We start from the raw sequence: 16,829 nt of genomic DNA, 5'->3' as shown, positions 1-16,829 counted from the left end.
GCGAAGGCTCGGCAAACGGCGCGCGCTTCGCTGATCGCCCAAAGGATCTTGCCACAGGCCGTGTTCCCGGGTGCACGCGGTCGTTACTACGGATGGAGCAACGAAGCACCAGCACAGACAGGTGAGAGATGAACGGACGCCCTCGTCCCGACCGCAGCCCGGGCCGCGAGCGCCAGCCCTTCCGCCGCCGGTCGGCCCGGCTCATGGAGTCGGCCATTCCCCGGCAGCCGAGGGGCGAGCGGTCTCAGCCGGCCGAGCAGGAGGGCGCGGTGGCGGCGGACGCCGCCGATCCGCTCGAGCATCCGCTCGTCGAGGCGGCGGCCGACGCGGCCACCGTGGAGAGCCTGTTGCGCTGCTGGATCAGGGAGACCGGCACGGTCAGGCCGGCCGGGCGCACCCTGTTCGTCCCGCTCGCCGCCTCGGGCGTCGTGCTCCGCGTCGGCCTGCGGTACTGGTCGGCCACCGGCTGGCACCGCTTCGGCGCCGTGCGCATCGAGGGCGCGCCGCCGGCCGCCGCCCCGGTGGATGCGGTCACGTTGGCCGCGCTGCTCGGCCGCGAGGCGGCGCACCGGGGCGGCGCGAGACAGGGCGGCGCCGAGGCCACCGCGATGGTCGGCCGGGTCGCCGACTCGGTGCGGCGGACCGCCGGCTTCCTGGCCGAGCATCGCCGCGCCCCGGGGCCCTCCGCGCACGGCCACGCCTTCCTCGACGCCGAGCAGTCCCTGCTGCTCGGCCACCCGCTGCACCCCACCCCCAAGAGCCGCGAGGGCCTGGCCGGCCACGAGGCCCGGCGCGCGTCGCCCGAGTTGCGCGGCTCGTTCCCGCTGCACTGGATGGCCGTCGACCGCTCGGTGCTCGCCGCCGACTCCGCCTGGACGGAGCGCGGCGAGACGGTGCCGGCCGAGGTGCTCGCCGCCCGTCTCGCCGGCCCCGGGCTCGCCGTCCCGCCCGGCACGGTGCCGCTCCCGCTGCACCCCTGGCAGGCCCGTGACGTGGTGCACCGCCCGTCCGTGGCCGCGCTGTTGGGCGCCGGGCTGCTGTACGACCTCGGCGAGCACGGCGAACCGTGGTACCCCACGTCCTCGGTCCGCACCGTGCACCGGCCGGGCGCGGCAGCGATGCTCAAGCTCTCGCTCGCCCTGCGCATCACCAACTCCCGCCGGGAGAACCTGCGCAAGGAACTGCACCGGGGCGTCGAGGTGCACCGGCTGCTCTCCAGTGGGCTCGGCGAGCAGTGGCGCGCCGCCTTCCCGACGGGACCGGGCTTCGACATCGTGCGCGACCCGGCCTGGCTCGCCGTCGACGACGCCCAGGGCCGGCCCGTGCCAGGACTCGATACCGTCCTGCGGCACAACCCGTTCGGCCCGCGGGACGACGCCCTGTGCCTGGCGGCGCTCACCGGCCCCCGGCCCTGGCCGGGCCGCCCCGAGGCCGAGCTGCGCTCCCGCCTGGCCGACGTGGTGTGTGCCATCGCCGACCGGACCGGGCGCGGCACCCCGGCCGTGGCCGCCGAGTGGCTGCTGCGCTATCTGCGTACGGTGGTGCGGCCGTTGCTCTGGCTCGACGCCCGGGCGGGCGTGGCGCTCGAGGCCCACCAGCAGAACACGCTGGTCCTGCTCGACGCCGAGGGCTGGCCGGCCGGCGGCCGTTACCGCGACAACCAGGGGTACTACTTCCGCGCCTCGCACCGCGCGGCTCTGGAGCGCCGGTTGCCCGGAATCGGTGAGCGCTCCGACACCTTCGTGGCCGACGAGGTGGCGGACGAGCGCTTCGCCTACTACCTCGGCATCAACAACGTCCTCGGCCTGATCGGCGCCTTCGGGGCCCAACAGCTGGCCGACGAGGGCCTGTTGCTGGCCGCCTTCCGCCGCTTCCTGACCGAGGAGACCCGTGGGGCGGGCGGCACTCCCGTCTCGTCGCTGGTGGTCCACCTGTTGGAGTCGGCCACCCTCCGCTGCAAGGCCAACATGCTCACCCGCCTGCAGGGCCTCGACGAGCTCGTCGGCCCGGTGGACGGCCAGTCCGTCTATGTGACGGTCCCCAACCCGCTGGCCGCCGCCTGAAGGAGCCGCCATGTCCGACGCCGACACCCGGCCCCGCGGCGCCGCCACCGCGGAGCCCGAAGGGGACCAGGACGCTGAGGGGGACTGTGCCGACCCGGCCCACCCGCTCGGCCGGATCGCCGACTGGGGGCCGATCGACACGCCGGCCGGGGCGTTGCGCCTCGTCCCCGCGCTGCCGGCCCGTGACCTCGAGCTCCTCGCCACCTGGATGAACGATCCGGTGGTCGACGCCTTCTGGTCGCTCGCCGGGCCTCCCGAGCGCACCGCGGCGCATGTTCGGGCCCAGCTCGTCGGGGACGGCCGGAGCGTGCCCTGCCTCGGCGAGCTCGACGGACGGCCGATGAGCTACTGGGAGATCTACCGGGCCGACCTCGACCCGCTCGCCCACCACTACCCGTCCCGCCCGCACGACACCGGGCTGCACCTGCTGATCGGCGACCCTGAGGACCGCGGCCGCGGCGTCGGCGCCGCCCTGCTGCGCGCCGTCGCCGATCTCGTGCTGCGCCACCGGCCGCGCTGTGGGCGCGTGGTCGCCGAGCCCGACGTGCGCAACGCGGCCTCGATCGCCGCGTTCCGCGCGGCCGGCTTCCGGCGGGTCGGCGAGGTCCTGCTCCCGGAGAAACGTGCCGCCTTGATGCTCAGGGAGCGCTGAGCGCCCGGCGGCCGGCCCGAGCCCCTGTCCCGCGACCGATCGCGCGACCGATCCCGCGACCGAGGAGGAGAGCCCGTGACCCCGTTTCCCGCCAGGCCGGCCACCGCCGGCCAGACCGCCTGGGAACTGGCGGCCCGCAGACTGCTCGCCAAGATGATCGGTGAGTTCGCCTACGAGGGCATCGTCAGCCCCCGCCCGGACGGCCCGCCGGCCGACGCCTATCAACTGCGTGTCGCCTCCGACCTCGGCTACCGGTTCCGGGCCAGGCGCGGCGCCTACGGCCACTGGAGCGTGGACCCGGCGAGCCTGACGCCCGCCGCCGACCCGCTCGAGTTCGTGGTCCGCGCCCACGACACGCTGCTCGGCCTCGCCGGCGACACCACGGGCCACCTGATCCGCGAGCTCACCGCCACCCTCAGCGCCGACGTGGCCCTGGCGGCCGATCCGATAAGCGCCGCCGAGCTCGCCGAGCTGGACCACGCCGCGCTCGAGGGCAGGCAGACCGGCCACCCGTGGCTGGTGGCGAACAAGGGCCGGCTCGGCTTCTCCGCCGCCGACGCCGCCCGTTGGGCCCCAGAGGCGCGCACCGCGCGCCCGCTGCCCTGGCTGGCGGCGCACCGTGAGTTCGCCCGCTACCGCGGCATATCCACGTTGGCCTCGCCCGAGGCGCTCTACGCCGACGAGTTGGCCGCCGCCACCCGGGAGGCGTTCGCCCGCACCGTCGCCGAGCAGGGGCGTGACCCCGCGCACTACCTCTGGCTGCCCGTCCACCCCTGGCAGTGGGACGAGAAGATCGCCCCCCTCTTCGCCCCCCAGATCGCCGCCGGCGCGCTGATATCCCTGCCCACCGACGGCGACCTGCGGCTGCCGCAGCAGTCCATCCGCACCTTCCTCAACGTCAGCCGTCCGCACGCCCGCACCGTCAAGCTGCCGCTGTCCATCCTCAACACCCTGGTGTGGCGCGGCCTACCGACCGAGCGCACGCTTGCCGCCCCCGCCGTCACCGGCTGGGTGCACGCGGTGCGCGACGGCGACCCGTTCCTGGCCGAGGAGACCAGGCCCGTGCTGCTCGGCGAGATCGCCTCCGTCACCGTCGAGCACCCGCTCTACGACCGGCTCCCCACTGTCCCCTACCAGTACCGGGAGTTGCTCGGCTGCATCTGGCGGGAGCCGATCGGGCCCGGCCTCGGCGCCGGGGAGCGGGCCCGCACCCTCGCCGCGCTGCTCTGGACCGACACCACCGGCCGCTCCCTGACCGCCGAGTTGGTCGAGCGGTCAGGGCTCTCAACCCGCAGCTGGCTGCGCAGCCTGTTCGCGGCGCTGCTGCCGCCGCTGCTGCACTTCCTCTACCGCTACGGCACGGTCTTCTCGCCGCACGGCGAGAACACGCTGGTGGTCTTCGACGAGCGGGACATCCCGGTCAGGCTCGCCGTCAAGGACTTCGTGGACGACGTCAACCTGAGCGCCGAGCCGCTGCCCGAGTTCGACGCCATACCGCGGCAGGTGCGCGAGGTGCTGCTGACCGAGCCGCCGGGATTCCTGACCCAGTTCATCCACTCCGGGCTCTTCGTCGGGGTGTTCCGCTACCTCGCCCCACTGTGCGAGCGGGAACTGGGGGTCGCCGAGGTCGACTTCTGGTCACTCGTCCGGGCGGAGATCCTCCACTACCAGCACCGCTTCCCCGAGCTCAAGCACCGCTTCGAGACGTTCGACCTGCTCACCCCGTGCATCGAGCGGCTCTGCCTCAACCGCAACCGGCTGCACCTCGACGGCTACCGGGACCGGGCGCAGCGCCCGCACGCCGTCGTGCACGGGACTGTCGCGAATCCGTTGCACACCCGCTGAGCGGGACGGGAGTGTCGGTGGGGCCGCGTAGGGTGTCACCCCTATGACTGCCACATCAGGGAAGCCCACCCTCACCGATCTGCTGCACGCCGCCGTCGCCGCCGTGGGAGGAGCCGAGCGGCCCGGGCAGGTCGCGATGGCGCAGGCGGTCGCCGAGGCGTTTCAGGACGGCACGCATCTGCTGGTCCAGGCCGGCACCGGCACCGGCAAATCGCTCGGTTACCTGGTGCCCGCCATCGCCACGGGGGACCGGGTGGTGGTGGCCACGGCCACCCTCGCGCTTCAGCGGCAGCTCATCGAGCGCGACCTGCCGCGCACGGTGGAGGCGCTGCATCCGCTGCTGCGTCGTCGCCCCGAGTTCGCCACCCTCAAGGGCCGGTCCAACTACCTCTGCCTGCACCGGCTCCACGAGGGCGTGCCACAGGACGACGAGGAGGGGCTGTTCAACCAGTTCGAGGTGGCCGAGTCGGCCGGCGGGCCCACCAGCAGGCTGGGCAAGGACCTGTTGCGGCTGCGGGACTGGTCGGACGAGACGGAGACGGGGGACAGGGACGACCTCACCCCCGGCGTCTCGGACCGGGCCTGGGCCCAGGTGTCGGTGTCCTCCCGGGAGTGCCTGGGCGCCAGCAGGTGCGCGTACGGCGCCGAGTGCTTCGCCGAGGCGGCGCGGGAGCGGGCCAAGCTGGCCGAGGTGATCGTCACCAACCACGCGCTGCTCGCGATCGACGCCATCGAGGGCGCGCCCGTGCTGCCGGGACACGACGTGCTGATCGTGGACGAGGCGCACGAGCTGGTGTCCCGGGTCACCGGGGTGGCGACCGGCGAGCTGACGCCGGGCGGTGTCGGGCGGGCGGTGCGGCGGGCCGCCAAGCTGATCGACGAGAAGACGGCCGACCGGCTTGCCACGGCGGCCGAGGGCTTCGAGCGGCTGATGGAGCTGGCCCTGCCCGGCCGGCTCGAGGAGGTCCCCGAGGACCTCGGCTACGCGCTGACGGCCCTGCGGGACGCGGCCCGCGCCGCGATCACCGCCCTGGGGAACACGCGGGACGCCTCCGTGGCCGACGAGGACGCGGTGCGCAAGCAGGCGCTGGCCTCGATCGAGACGGTGCAGGAGGTGTCCGAGCGCATCGTGCAGGGCTCCGAGTTCGACGTCGTCTGGTACGAGCGGCACGACCGGTACGGGGCGTCGCTGCGGGTGGCGCCGCTTTCGGTCTCCGGGCTGCTGCGGGAGAAGCTGTTCGAGGACCGCTCAGTGGTGCTCACCTCGGCGACGCTCAAGCTCGGTGGGGACTTCAACGGGGTGGGCGCCTCGCTCGGCCTGGCCCCCGAGGGGCAGCGCGACGAGGAGTTTCCGCAGTGGAAGGGCCTCGACGTGGGGTCCCCGTTCGACTACCGGAAGCAGGGGATCCTCTACGTTGCGCAGCACCTCTCGCTGCCCGGGCGGGACAGCAGCCGCGCGGACATGATCGACGAGCTGGCCGAGCTCGTGGAGGCGGCCGGCGGGCGCACGCTGGGGCTCTTCTCCTCGATGCGCGGCGCGCAGACGGCGGCGGAGGAGCTGCGGGGGCGCCTGGACGTGCCGATCCTGCTGCAGGGCGAGGAGACGTTGGGCGAGCTGATCCGCTCCTTCGCGGAGGACGCGCGGACCTGTCTCTTCGGCACGCTCTCGCTCTGGCAGGGGGTGGACGTGCCGGGGCCGAGCTGCCAGCTCGTCGTGATGGACCGGATTCCCTTCCCGCGCCCGGACGATCCGCTGGTGAGCGCCCGGCAGAAGGCCGTGGAGGAGGCCGGCGGCAACGGCTTCATGGCCGTGGCCGCCACCCATGCCGCGCTGCTGATGGCGCAGGGGGCCGGCCGGCTGGTGCGGGCCACCGGGGACCGCGGCGTGGTCGCGGTGCTCGATCCCAGGCTGGCCAAGGCGCGCTACGGCGGATTCCTACGGAGCTCGATGCCGGACTTCTGGTACACCACCGACCGGAATCAGGTGCGGCGCTCACTTGCCGCGATCGACGCGGCCGCGCGGGACGCGGCGGCCGAGGGCGCCTCATAGCGGGCGTCGCAGCCCGAGGGCCGGAAGGTGCGAGCGGGGGCCGGTCAGATGCGGCGCATCACGGCGACGACCTTGCCCAGGATGGTGGCGTCGTCGCCGGGGATCGGCTGGTAGGCAGCGTTGTGCGGGAGCAGCCAGACCTGGCCGTCCTCGCGCTTGAACCGCTTGACGGTGGCCTCGCCGTCCAGCATCGCGGCGACGATGTCGCCGTTCTCCGCTACCGGCTGGCGGCGCACGGTGACCCAGTCGCCGTCGCAGATCGCGGCCTCGATCATCGAGTCCCCGACCACCTTGAGCACGAACAGCTCGCCGTCGCCGACCAGCTGCCGGGGCAGCGGGAACACGTCCTCGACGGACTCCTCGGCCAGGATCGGGCCTCCGGCCGCGATCCGGCCGACCAGCGGCACGTAGGAGGCCGCCGGCTTGCCCGCCGTGTCGGCGACCTGCGGGGCGGGGGTCTCGGCACCACGCACCTCGTAGGCCCGGGGCCGATGCGGGTCGCGCCGCAGGAAGCCCTTGCGCTCCAGGGCCATCAGCTGGTGGGCGACGGACGAGGTGCTCGACAGGCCGACCGCCTGGCCGATCTCCCGCATGGACGGCGGGTAGCCGCGGCGCTGCACGGAGTCGCGGATGACCTCGATGACCCGGCGCTGCCGGTCGGTGAGGCCGGAGCTGTCGGCCCTGATGCCGGGAGGTCGGCCGGGCATCGAGCGTGGGGCCCCGGGCGCCGCGATGCGGTCATGGCGGCGCTCAGCTGCGGTGATGGCGTCGTCTGCTGCGGTGGTCATGTCGGCCCCTTCTCGGTGGTACTCCCTAGTCAGACAACGGTAGTTGCTATCGAAAGGTTGCGCCAAACACACGTTCGAGTGAAAAATCGCTGATCAGCTGACGCGATCAAGGGCGCGGGTGTAGAGAGCGTGCGTTGGCCAGGGTCGGCCGCGAACGGTAACCGAGCCATGCGATAGCCTCCCATGCGTTCGCCGGCCGCTCGCGCCCGGCCCGCCGCTCGGTCCCGTCCCTTCCGCCGCGACACGCGCGGCGATGATGTTGACAGCTTACCCGCAGTCACCCCTAGATCTAGTGGTCCGCTGTCGGATCGATCCCAGAAATTGTGGTCCCGCGTCATCCTCGGCGAACGAAATCGCCTATGCTTGGGAGCGTCCCTCGGGGAGCGCTGACGGCGCGACTCCGGGGTGTCGGAGTTGTGCCGTCATGTCCGTGGCGGCCACGCTCCGTGACCGAGGCCCGCGTGAGTCGTCAGCGCCGTGAGGAAGGGAGAAAGCGATGCACTGCCCCTTCTGCCGGCACCCCGACAGTCGCGTCGTCGACAGCCGCACCGCGGACGACGGGACCATGATCCGCCGGCGTCGGCAGTGCCCGAGCTGCTCGCGGCGGTTCACCACCGTGGAGACGGCCTCGCTGATGGTGATCAAGCGCAGCGGCGTGACGGAGCCCTTCAGCCGGGACAAGGTGATCGCCGGCGTCCGTAAGGCGTGCCAGGGGCGTCCCGTCACGGAGGACGCGCTGGCCCAGCTCGGCCAGCGGGTGGAGGAGGCCGTGCGCGCCACCGGCAGCGCCGAGCTCTCCACCCATGACGTGGGTCTGGCGATACTCGGCCCGCTCCGCGAGCTCGACCTGGTCGCGTACCTGCGCTTCGCCTCGGTCTACCGGGCCTTCGACTCCCTCGAGGACTTCGAGGCCGCCATCGCCGAGCTGCGCGAGGGCTTCGCGCCCGAGCGACCACCCACCAGCACGGGTCCGGCCCCCCTCCCCGAGGGCCGGCCGGCCGCCGCCGGCTAGCGTCTCGACACCGCCGGCGGCGAGGCGGGACCCGCGCCGGCCGTCGTCCGGGCGGACGACACACACAGAGCTTGGCCGAAGCGCATGGGCGCGCTCCGGTCATCAGAACAGAACGCGCGATCCGGTGCGAACCGGATGGCACCAGGGCGCATGCCCGTACAGGGAGGCGGAATGACTGAGACGACGAGCGGCCCGGCACGAGGGTCCCGCGCCAGGGGCGGCAGGGGAGCCAAGGGCCTGCGGATCGAGCGCATCCACACCACCCCCGGGGTCCACCCTTACGACGAGGTGGCGTGGGAACGCCGTGACGTCGTCATGACCAACTGGCGCGACGGCTCGGTCAACTTCGAACAGCGGGGCGTCGAGTTTCCCGACTTCTGGTCGGTGAACGCGGTCAACATCGTCACGAGCAAGTACTTCCGCGGCGCCGTCGGCACCCCGCAGCGGGAGACGAGCCTCAGGCAGTTGATCGACCGGGTGGTCAAGACCTATCGCGCGGCGGGCGAGGAGCACGAGTACTTCGCCTCGCCGGCGGACGCAGAGATCTTCGAGCACGAGCTGGCGTACGCCCTGCTGCACCAGGTCTTCAGCTTCAACTCGCCGGTGTGGTTCAACGTCGGCACCAAGCAGCCGCAGCAGGTGAGCGCCTGTTTCATCCTCTCCGTCGACGACTCCATGGAGTCGATCCTCGACTGGTACAAGGAAGAGGGGATGATCTTCAAGGGCGGCTCGGGTGCGGGGCTCAACCTGTCCCGGATCCGCTCCTCCAAGGAGCTGTTGTCCTCGGGCGGCAACGCGTCGGGGCCGGTCTCCTTCATGCGTGGCGCGGACGCGTCGGCCGGCACCATCAAGTCGGGGGGCGCCACCCGCCGCGCGGCCAAGATGGTCGTGCTCGACGTGGACCACCCGGACATCGAGGCCTTCATCGAGACCAAGGTGAAGGAGGAGGAGAAGATCCGCGCCCTGCGGGACGCGGGCTTCGACATGGACCTGGGCGGCGACGACATCACCTCCGTCCAGTACCAGAACGCCAACAACTCGGTGCGGGTGAATGACGAGTTCATGCGCGCCGTCGAGTCGGGCTCGAACTTCGGTCTCCGGGCGCGGACGACGGGCGAGATCATCGAGGAGGTGGACGCCAAGGCGCTGTTCCGCAAGATGGCCGAGGCGGCCCACGCCTGCGCCGACCCGGGCATCCAGTACGACGACACCATCAACCACTGGCACACCTCGCCGGAGTCGGGGCGGATCAGCGCCTCCAACCCGTGCAGCGAGTACATGCACCTGGACAACTCCTCGTGCAACCTGGCCTCGCTGAACCTGATGAAGTTCCTGAACGACGACGACAAGGGCAACCAGTCGTTCGACGTGGAGCGGTTCGTCCGGGTCGTGGAGCTCGTCATCACGGCGATGGACATCTCCATCTGCTTCGCGGACTTCCCGACCCAGAAGATCGGCGAGACCACCAGGGCGTTTCGCCAGTTGGGCATCGGGTACGCCAACCTCGGCGCCCTGCTCATGGCGACGGGCCACGCCTACGACTCGGACGGCGGCCGGGCGCTGGCCGGCGCCATCACCTCGCTGATGACCGGCACCTCCTACCGCAGGTCCGCCGAACTGGCCGCCGTGGTGGGGGCCTACGACGGCTACGCGCGCAACGCGGACGCGCACAACCGGGTGATGCGGCAGCACGCGGACGCCAACGCGGCGGCCAAGCGGATGGACGACCTGGACACCCCGGTCTGGGCGGCGGCCACCGAGGCCTGGCAGGACGTGCTGCGGCTCGGCAAGAAGAACGGTTTCCGCAACGCGCAGGCCTCCGTGCTGGCCCCGACGGGCACCATCGGCCTGATGATGGACTGCGACACCACGGGTGTGGAGCCCGACCTGGCGCTGGTCAAGTTCAAGAAGCTCGTCGGCGGCGGCTCCATGCAGATCGTCAACAACACGGTGCCCAAGGCGCTCAAGCGACTCGGCTACCAGCCGGAGCAGATCGAGGCGATCGTCGCCCACATCGCGGAGCACGGCAACGTGGTGGACGCGCCCGGGCTCAGGCACGAGCACTACGAGGTGTTCGACTGCGCGATGGGCGAGCGCTCCATCGCGCCGATGGGCCACGTGCGGATGATGGCGGCGGCCCAGCCGTTCCTGAGCGGCGCCATCTCCAAGACGGTCAACATGCCGAGCACCAGCACGGTGGACGACGTCGCCGAGATCTACCTGGAGGGCTGGAAGCTCGGCGTCAAGGCGCTGGCCGTCTACGTGGAGAACAGCAAGGTCGGCCAGCCGCTCTCCGCGAAGAAGAAGGAGTCGGAGAAGGCGGAGGCGCCGGCGGCGGTGGCTGCCGAGCCGGAGAAGGTCGTCGAGTACCGCCCGGTGCGCAAGCGGCTGCCGAAGGGGCGCCCCGGTATCACCACCTCCTTCACGGTGGGCGGCGCCGAGGGCTACATGACCGCCAACTCCTACCCGGACGACGGCCTCGGCGAGGTCTTCCTGAAGATGTCCAAGCAGGGCTCGACCCTGGCCGGCATGATGGACGCCTTCTCCATCGCGGTCTCCGTGGGCCTCCAGTACGGTGTGCCGCTCGAGACGTACGTCTCCAAGTTCACCAACATGCGGTTCGAGCCGGCGGGCATGACGGACGACCCGGACGTGCGGATGGCGCAGTCCATCGTGGACTACATCTTCCGCCGCCTGGCGCTGGACTTCCTACCCTTCGAGACCCGCTCGGCGCTCGGCATCCACACCGCGACCGAGCGGCAGCGCCACCTGGAGACCGGCTCCTACGAGCCGGCGGACGACGAGCTCGACGTCGAGGGCCTGTCACAGTCGGCGCCCCGCCAGGCCGAGGCGCCCCGGCCGTCCAGCTCGCCGACGCCGCCGGCCCCCGAGGTCCCGGCGCAGGAGAGCCCGGCTCCGCGCGAGGCGCACAGCTCGACGGAGCTGGCGGAGATGCGCCTCGGGCTGAACGCGGACGCGCCGCTCTGCCTGGCCTGCGGCACCAAGATGCGCCGTGCCGGCAGCTGCTATCTCTGCGAGGGCTGCGGCTCCACCAGCGGCTGCAGCTGATCCACACGCCCGAGGGGGAGCCGGCCCCGGTCGGCTCCCCCTCGGGCGTGTTCGGGGGGGTGCCCGGGCTCCCGGTGTGCGCGCTTCGGGTGATCCCACCACAATGAGGGTGGTGGAAGGTGGTGCTCATGAGCGTAATCCTGGTGACCGGCGGCACGGGGACGCTGGGGCGTGAGGTGGTGGCGCGGCTGCTGGAGGACGAGCACGAGGTGCGGGTCCTCAGCCGCCGGAGCCGCGACGAGGGCGAGCGGCTGCCGGTGCGGTGGTTCACCGGCGACCTCAAGTCCGGCCGTGGGCTCGGTCCCTCGATGGCCGGCGTCGACGTGGTCGTGCACTGCGCCACGACCGCCGGCCGGTCCGACATCACGGCCACCCGGCGCGTGATCGGGGCGGCACGGGAGGCCGGGACCCCGCACCTGGTCTACATCTCGATCGTCGGGATCGACCGGGTGCCCACCTTCCCCTACTACCGGGCCAAGCTGGAGTGCGAGCGGCTCGTCGAGGAGTCGGGGCTGCCGTGGACGATCCTGCGGGCCACCCAGTTCCACAACCTGATCACCCGTCTCGTGCACGCACAGCGCCTGCTGCCCGCGGTGTTCACGCTGGGTGGCGGCGCGCGGCTGCAGCCGGTGGAGGCCGCCGAGGTGGGCCGGCGGCTCGCCGAGCTGGCGACGAGCGAGCCGGCGGGGCGGGTGGCGGACATGGCGGGCCCCGAGATCCGCTCGGCCGAGGAGCTCACCAGGGAGGCGGTCAGGGCCGAGGGCCTGCACCGCCCCGTGCTGCCGCTGCGGCTGCCGGCCAAGTCGTTCCGCGCCGTGCGGGAGGGGGCGCTGCTGGCACCGGAACACGCGGACGGGCGGGTGTCGTTCGAGGAGTTCCTGGCTCGTCACTGATGGACCGGTCGTGACGAACGGCGCGTGAACGCTCGACGACTTGGCCGGTGTTCGGGGGGTCGCCCCGATTGGCCGTACGATGGCGCGGTGCTGGTCAGGTGGATGCGATGCACCGTGGTCGACAAGGTGGGCTTCGAACGGGGGCAGCGGAAGTGGGCGGGGCTGCTTGGTGAGCCGGGGTTTCGGGCGCAGGGCGGCGGGTGGAGCCGTGGCCGCCAGGGCGTGGTGCATCTCTTCGGCTTTTGGGAGAGCCGGGCGTTCTACGACTCCTTCATGGCCAGGTCCCACGACCGGCTCGCGGCCAGCCAGGCGGGCACCTACCAGGACATGCGGGTGCGGCTCTTCGAGTACCGATTCGATGTCAAGACCGGCTTCGAGCCGATGTTCGGGGACGCCGACCTGTTGCGGGTCGCGCACTGCCGGGTGCACCAGGAGCGGGCCGAGCACTTCGCCCTGATGCAGGAGAAGGTGTGGAACCCGGCGATGGCCGGGTCGCCCGGGATGCTGCGGGGCGTCTTCGCGGAGGCCGAGCCGGAGAGCGAGTTCCTGGTGCTCTCGATGTGGAACTCGGCGGCCGAGCGCGCCAAGTACCGCACGGAGCGGGTGGAGCGGCTGGCGCTGCGGGCCCAGATCGGGGCGGATGTCGCCGCGATCGCCGGGGACGTCATCGACATGGAGCCGGCCTGGACGGTCTGATGCTGCCGACCGGGCGGCCGAGGACCGTCGCATAGGGTGGCACCATGGCACAGCCGCGGCGTATCGTGCTCCTCCGGCACGGAGAGTCACAGGGGAACTATGACGATTCCGTGTACGAGCACATCCCCGATCACGCTCTGGAGCTGACGGCCAAGGGCCGGCTGCAGGCGAAGACCGCCGGCGAGCACCTGCGGGAGATCTTCGGCGCGGAGCGGGTCTCGGCCTATGTGTCGCCCTACCGCCGCACCCACCAGACGTTCCAACTGCTCGGCCTCGACCCGACCAGGGTGCGGGTGCGCGAGGAACCGCGGCTGCGCGAACAGGACTGGGGCAACTGGCAGGACCGGCAGGACGTGCTGCGCCAGAAGCGGGCCAGGGACGCCTACGGACACTTCTTCTACCGCTTCGCCCAGGGGGAGTCGGGGGCCGACGTCTACGACCGGGTGGGGGCCTTCCTCGAAAGCCTGTGGCGCAGCTTCGAGGAGCCCGACCATCCGCCGAACGTGCTGCTGGTCACGCATGGTCTGACCATGCGGCTGTTCTGCATGCGCTGGCTGCACTGGACGGTCGCCGAGTTCGAGTCGCTGTCCAACCCAGGGAACGGTGAGACGCGCGAGCTGCTGCTCGGGCGGGACCGCCGCTACCACCTCGACCGGCCCTTCGAGCACTGGCACACACCCGAGCGGCCCTTCCAGGGCTGGTGTGCGTAGGGTGGGGCGCGACATGCCGTACGAACCTCCCACCCATCGTGTTGAGCGGTCCATCCGGGCCCTCACCGGCGCCCGGCTGGTCGCCGGCGTCGACGAGGTGGGCCGCGGCGCCTGGGCCGGCCCGGTCACGGTGTGCGCGGCCGTCACCGGACTGCGGCGCCCGCCCGAGGGGCTGACGGACTCCAAGCTGCTCACCCCGCTGCGCCGCACCGCGCTCGCCGAGGTGCTGACGGACTGGGTGACCTCCTACGCCCTCGGGCACGCCTCGCCGCGGGAGATCGACGCGCTGGGCATGACGGCCGCCCTGCGACTGGCCGCCGTGCGGGCGCTCGAGGGCCTGCCCGAGCGTCCCGACGCCGTGATCCTGGACGGCAAGCACGACTATCTCGGCGCCCCCTGGCAGGTGCGCACGGTCATCAAGGGCGACCAGTCCTGCGTGGCGGTGGCCGCGGCCTCGGTGATCGCCAAAGTGCGGCGGGACGCGTTGCTGGTCGAACTGGGGGCCGAACACCCGGAGTTCGGCTTCGACAGCAATGCCGGCTACCCCTCGCCTGTGCACCGCGCGGCCCTGGAGGAGCTGGGCCCCACGCCCCACCACCGGCTCTCCTGGGCCTACATGGACGCGCTGCCGCGCTGGCGCCACCTCAAGCTTCCCTCCCACGGGGAGGCGGCGGCTGACCAGACCCTGGAGGAGGCCGGCCAGCTCGGCATCTTCTGAGTCGGTCATCCCTGCACCGCCAGGACGAGGGGCAGCACCTGGCCCGCGCCCTCGGCGCGCAGCAGCCGTGCGGCGAGCGCCAGTGTCCAGCCCGACTCGGCGAAGTCGTCGACCAGCAGCAGCGGCCCCAGGGTCTGCCTGATCGCCTCCGCCGTGCCCTGGGCCAGCTCCAGAGAGCCGTGCAGCTCCAGCACCCTGCGGCCGCTGTTGCTGCGCTGGGCCCAGGGCGCGGACTCGGCGTGCCGGACCGTGCCGAGGAGTGGCATCCGACCGGCGGCGGCGATGCCCTCGGCCAGCGACGTGACCAGCCTCGGCCGGGCGCGGGAGGCGACGCGGACCACGCCCACCGGCCGCTCCAGGGCGTCGGGGCCACCGACCACCCAGCCGCCCGGCCCTCGGGCCCAGTCGGCGAGCACCGCCACCACCGCGTCCAACACGTCCTTGGGCACCGGGCCGTCCTCCGCTCCGTGAGCGAGGAGCGGGCGCAGCCGGTTCCCCCAGCCGATGTCCGAGAGCCGCCCGAGGGCCCGACCCGGCTCGGCTTGCTCGCCCGGCGGGATGCGGCCCTTGAGCTCGAGCCCGATCGCGGGCAGCCCCGTGGGCCACATCCGCCGCGGCTCGAGCGTTATCCCCGGCCTGGTCAGCTCGCCGCGCGCGGCCTCGACCGCTGCCTGGGTCACGCCGGTTCCGAACCTGCCCCCCGCGCAGTTGTCGCACCGGCCGCAGGGCGCGGCCTCCGGGTCGTCGAGCTGGCGCCTCAGGAACTCCATCCGGCATTCCGTGGTCGTGGCGTACTCGCGCATGGCCTGCTGCTCGGCGGACCGCTGGCGCGCCACCCACGCGTACCGCTCGGCGTCGTACTCCCAGGGCTTGCCGGTGGCCGACCAGCCGCCGGGCTCCCTGCGGACGGCGCCGTCCACGTCGAGGACCTTGAGCATCATCTCCAGGCGCGACCTGCGCAGCTCCACCTGGGGCTCCAGGGCCGGCAGCGACATCGGCCGGCCGGCGGCCTCGAGCACCTGGAGGGTGTGCCGCACCTGCGACTCCGGGGGGAAGGCGAGCGAGGCGAAGTACCGCCAGATCGCCTCGTCCTCAGGTCCTGGCAGCAGTAGCACCTCGGCCTGCTCCACACCGCGTCCGGCGCGGCCGACCTGCTGGTAGTAGGCGATGGGGGAGGAGGGCGAGCCCAGGTGGATGACGAATCCCAGGTCGGGCTTGTCGAATCCCATGCCCAGCGCGGAGGTGGCGACCAGCGCCTTGACACGGTTGGCCAGCAGGTCGTCCTCGGCGGCGATCCGGTCCGCGTTCTCCGTGCGGCCGGTGTAGGCGGCGACGCGGTGCCCGCACGCCGTGAGATAGGCCGTCACCTCCTCGGCCGCCGCCACGGTGAGCGTGTAGATGATGCCCGAGCCGGGGAGCCGCTCCAGGTTCCCGTCGAGCCAGGCCAGTCGGTGCGCCGCGTCGTGCAGCCTCAGCACCGAGAGCCGCAGGCTCTCCCGGTCGAGCGGGCCCCTGAGGACCAGGGCCTCCGCGCTGTCGCCGGCCGTGCCGAGCTGCTCCGCGACGTCCGCGGTGACGCGGGAGTTGGCCGTGGCCGTGGTGGCGAGCACGGGCACCCCGGCGGGGAGCTCGGCGAGCATGGTGCGCAGCCGACGGTAGTCGGGACGGAAGTCGTGCCCCCAGTCGGAGATGCAGTGGGCCTCGTCCACCACAAGCAGCCCGGTGCTCGCCGCGAGCTCGGGCAGCACCGTGTCGCGGAACCCGGGATTGTTGAGCCGCTCCGGGCTCACCAGCAGCACGTCCACCTGGCCGGCGGTCACCTCGGCGCGCACGGTCTCCCACTCCTCGCTGTTGGACGAGTTGATGGTGCGGGCGCGGATGCCCGCCCTGGCGGCCGCCTCGATCTGGTTGCGCATGAGGGCGAGCAGCGGTGAGATGATGACGGTCGGACCGCTGCCGCGCTCGCGCAGCAGTGCGGTGGCCACGAAGTACACCGCGGACTTGCCCCATCCCGTGCGCTGGACGACGAGCGCTCGGCGACGCTCGGCGACCAGCGCCTCGATGGCCCGCCACTGGTCGGGGCGGAGCGAGGCCCGGCCCGTGGCGTCCCCGACCAGGCGGGCCAGCACGGCGTCGGCGGCCGCGCGCAGCGCCGACCCGGCCGAGGGATCCGGCCCGGTCTGGGCGGATCCGCCGGGGTCGGAGTGCGGGAGTGCTTCCGTGGATGTGTGCTGCATGCCCCCATGCAAGCGGATACCGGGGACGCTCCGCCAACGAGCCTGTGGATAAACCGGTCATTCTTACGACTACTTTGACCGCGGCGTCGTCCTGTG

The 16,829-nt window shown here is 72.5% G+C and carries 12 protein-coding genes; 10 read left to right on the top strand and 2 right to left on the bottom strand.

All coding sequences use genetic code 11. From position 1 onward, the window contains the following. Positions 1–128 precede the first annotated feature (128 nt). From E1265_RS00640 to E1265_RS00625, 4 genes are all read left to right on the top strand, one after another. Positions 129–2,063 carry an IucA/IucC family protein gene (locus E1265_RS00640; protein WP_132928207.1) on the top strand — a complete coding sequence of 645 codons (1,935 nt, stop codon included), beginning with the start codon at positions 129–131 and terminating at the stop codon, positions 2,061–2,063. A gap of 10 nt (positions 2,064–2,073) precedes the next feature. Beyond that, positions 2,074–2,715, top strand: a complete 642-nt coding sequence (locus E1265_RS00635; protein WP_132928206.1) for a GNAT family N-acetyltransferase — start codon at positions 2,074–2,076, stop codon at positions 2,713–2,715. Between the two features lie 75 nt (positions 2,716–2,790). Then, complete coding sequence (locus E1265_RS00630; RefSeq protein WP_243740439.1) at positions 2,791–4,560, top strand: IucA/IucC family siderophore biosynthesis protein; 1,770 nt, start codon at positions 2,791–2,793, stop codon at positions 4,558–4,560. A 43-nt stretch (positions 4,561–4,603) separates the two neighbouring features. Next, on the top strand, positions 4,604–6,610 hold the full coding sequence (locus E1265_RS00625; RefSeq protein ID WP_132928205.1) for an ATP-dependent DNA helicase: 2,007 nt from the start codon (positions 4,604–4,606) through the stop codon (positions 6,608–6,610). A gap of 44 nt (positions 6,611–6,654) precedes the next feature. Here E1265_RS00625 and lexA read toward each other — a convergent pair whose 3' ends face one another. Beyond that, positions 6,655–7,398 (bottom strand): transcriptional repressor LexA, encoded by a 744-nt coding sequence (lexA, locus tag E1265_RS00620; protein ID WP_132928204.1) that lies wholly within the window; start codon positions 7,396–7,398, stop codon positions 6,655–6,657. 496 nt (positions 7,399–7,894) lie between these two features. Between lexA and nrdR the strand changes: the two genes are divergently transcribed. The 6 genes from nrdR (at position 7,895) to E1265_RS00590 (ending at position 14,496) form a co-directional block, all read left to right on the top strand. Beyond that, on the top strand, positions 7,895–8,410 hold the full coding sequence (gene nrdR, locus E1265_RS00615; protein WP_132928203.1) for a transcriptional regulator NrdR: 516 nt from the start codon (positions 7,895–7,897) through the stop codon (positions 8,408–8,410). 171 nt (positions 8,411–8,581) lie between these two features. Then, complete coding sequence (locus tag E1265_RS00610; RefSeq protein WP_132928202.1) at positions 8,582–11,479, top strand: vitamin B12-dependent ribonucleotide reductase; 2,898 nt, start codon at positions 8,582–8,584, stop codon at positions 11,477–11,479. A gap of 128 nt (positions 11,480–11,607) precedes the next feature. Next, a complete protein-coding gene (locus E1265_RS00605) occupies positions 11,608–12,372 on the top strand; it encodes an NAD(P)H-binding protein (RefSeq protein ID WP_132928201.1) in 765 nt (254 codons plus the stop codon). Positions 12,373–12,459: 87 nt separating this feature from the next. After that, entirely contained in the window at positions 12,460–13,068 is a 609-nt protein-coding gene (locus E1265_RS00600) for a YdbC family protein (RefSeq protein WP_132928200.1), read from the top strand. 44 nt (positions 13,069–13,112) lie between these two features. After that, a complete protein-coding gene (locus E1265_RS00595; protein ID WP_132928199.1) occupies positions 13,113–13,778 on the top strand; it encodes a histidine phosphatase family protein in 666 nt (221 codons plus the stop codon). 13 nt (positions 13,779–13,791) lie between these two features. Further along, positions 13,792–14,496, top strand: a complete 705-nt coding sequence (locus tag E1265_RS00590) for a ribonuclease HII (protein WP_132928198.1) — start codon at positions 13,792–13,794, stop codon at positions 14,494–14,496. Positions 14,497–14,501: 5 nt separating this feature from the next. On the opposite strand, the gene E1265_RS00585 is transcribed toward E1265_RS00590, so the two are convergent. Beyond that, the gene (locus E1265_RS00585) at positions 14,502–16,733 is read right to left on the bottom strand and encodes a RecQ family ATP-dependent DNA helicase (RefSeq protein WP_132928197.1); all 2,232 of its coding nucleotides are present in this window, start codon (positions 16,731–16,733) and stop codon (positions 14,502–14,504) included. Positions 16,734–16,829: the final 96 nt, after the last annotated feature.

Origin of the sequence: Streptomyces sp. 8K308, assembly GCF_004348315.1 — a bacterium.
In the GTDB taxonomy this organism is placed as follows: Bacteria; Actinomycetota; Actinomycetes; order Streptomycetales; family Streptomycetaceae; genus Streptomyces.
Note: the sequence above shows the minus strand (reverse complement) of the source record. Positions and strands in the feature narration are given on the sequence as shown.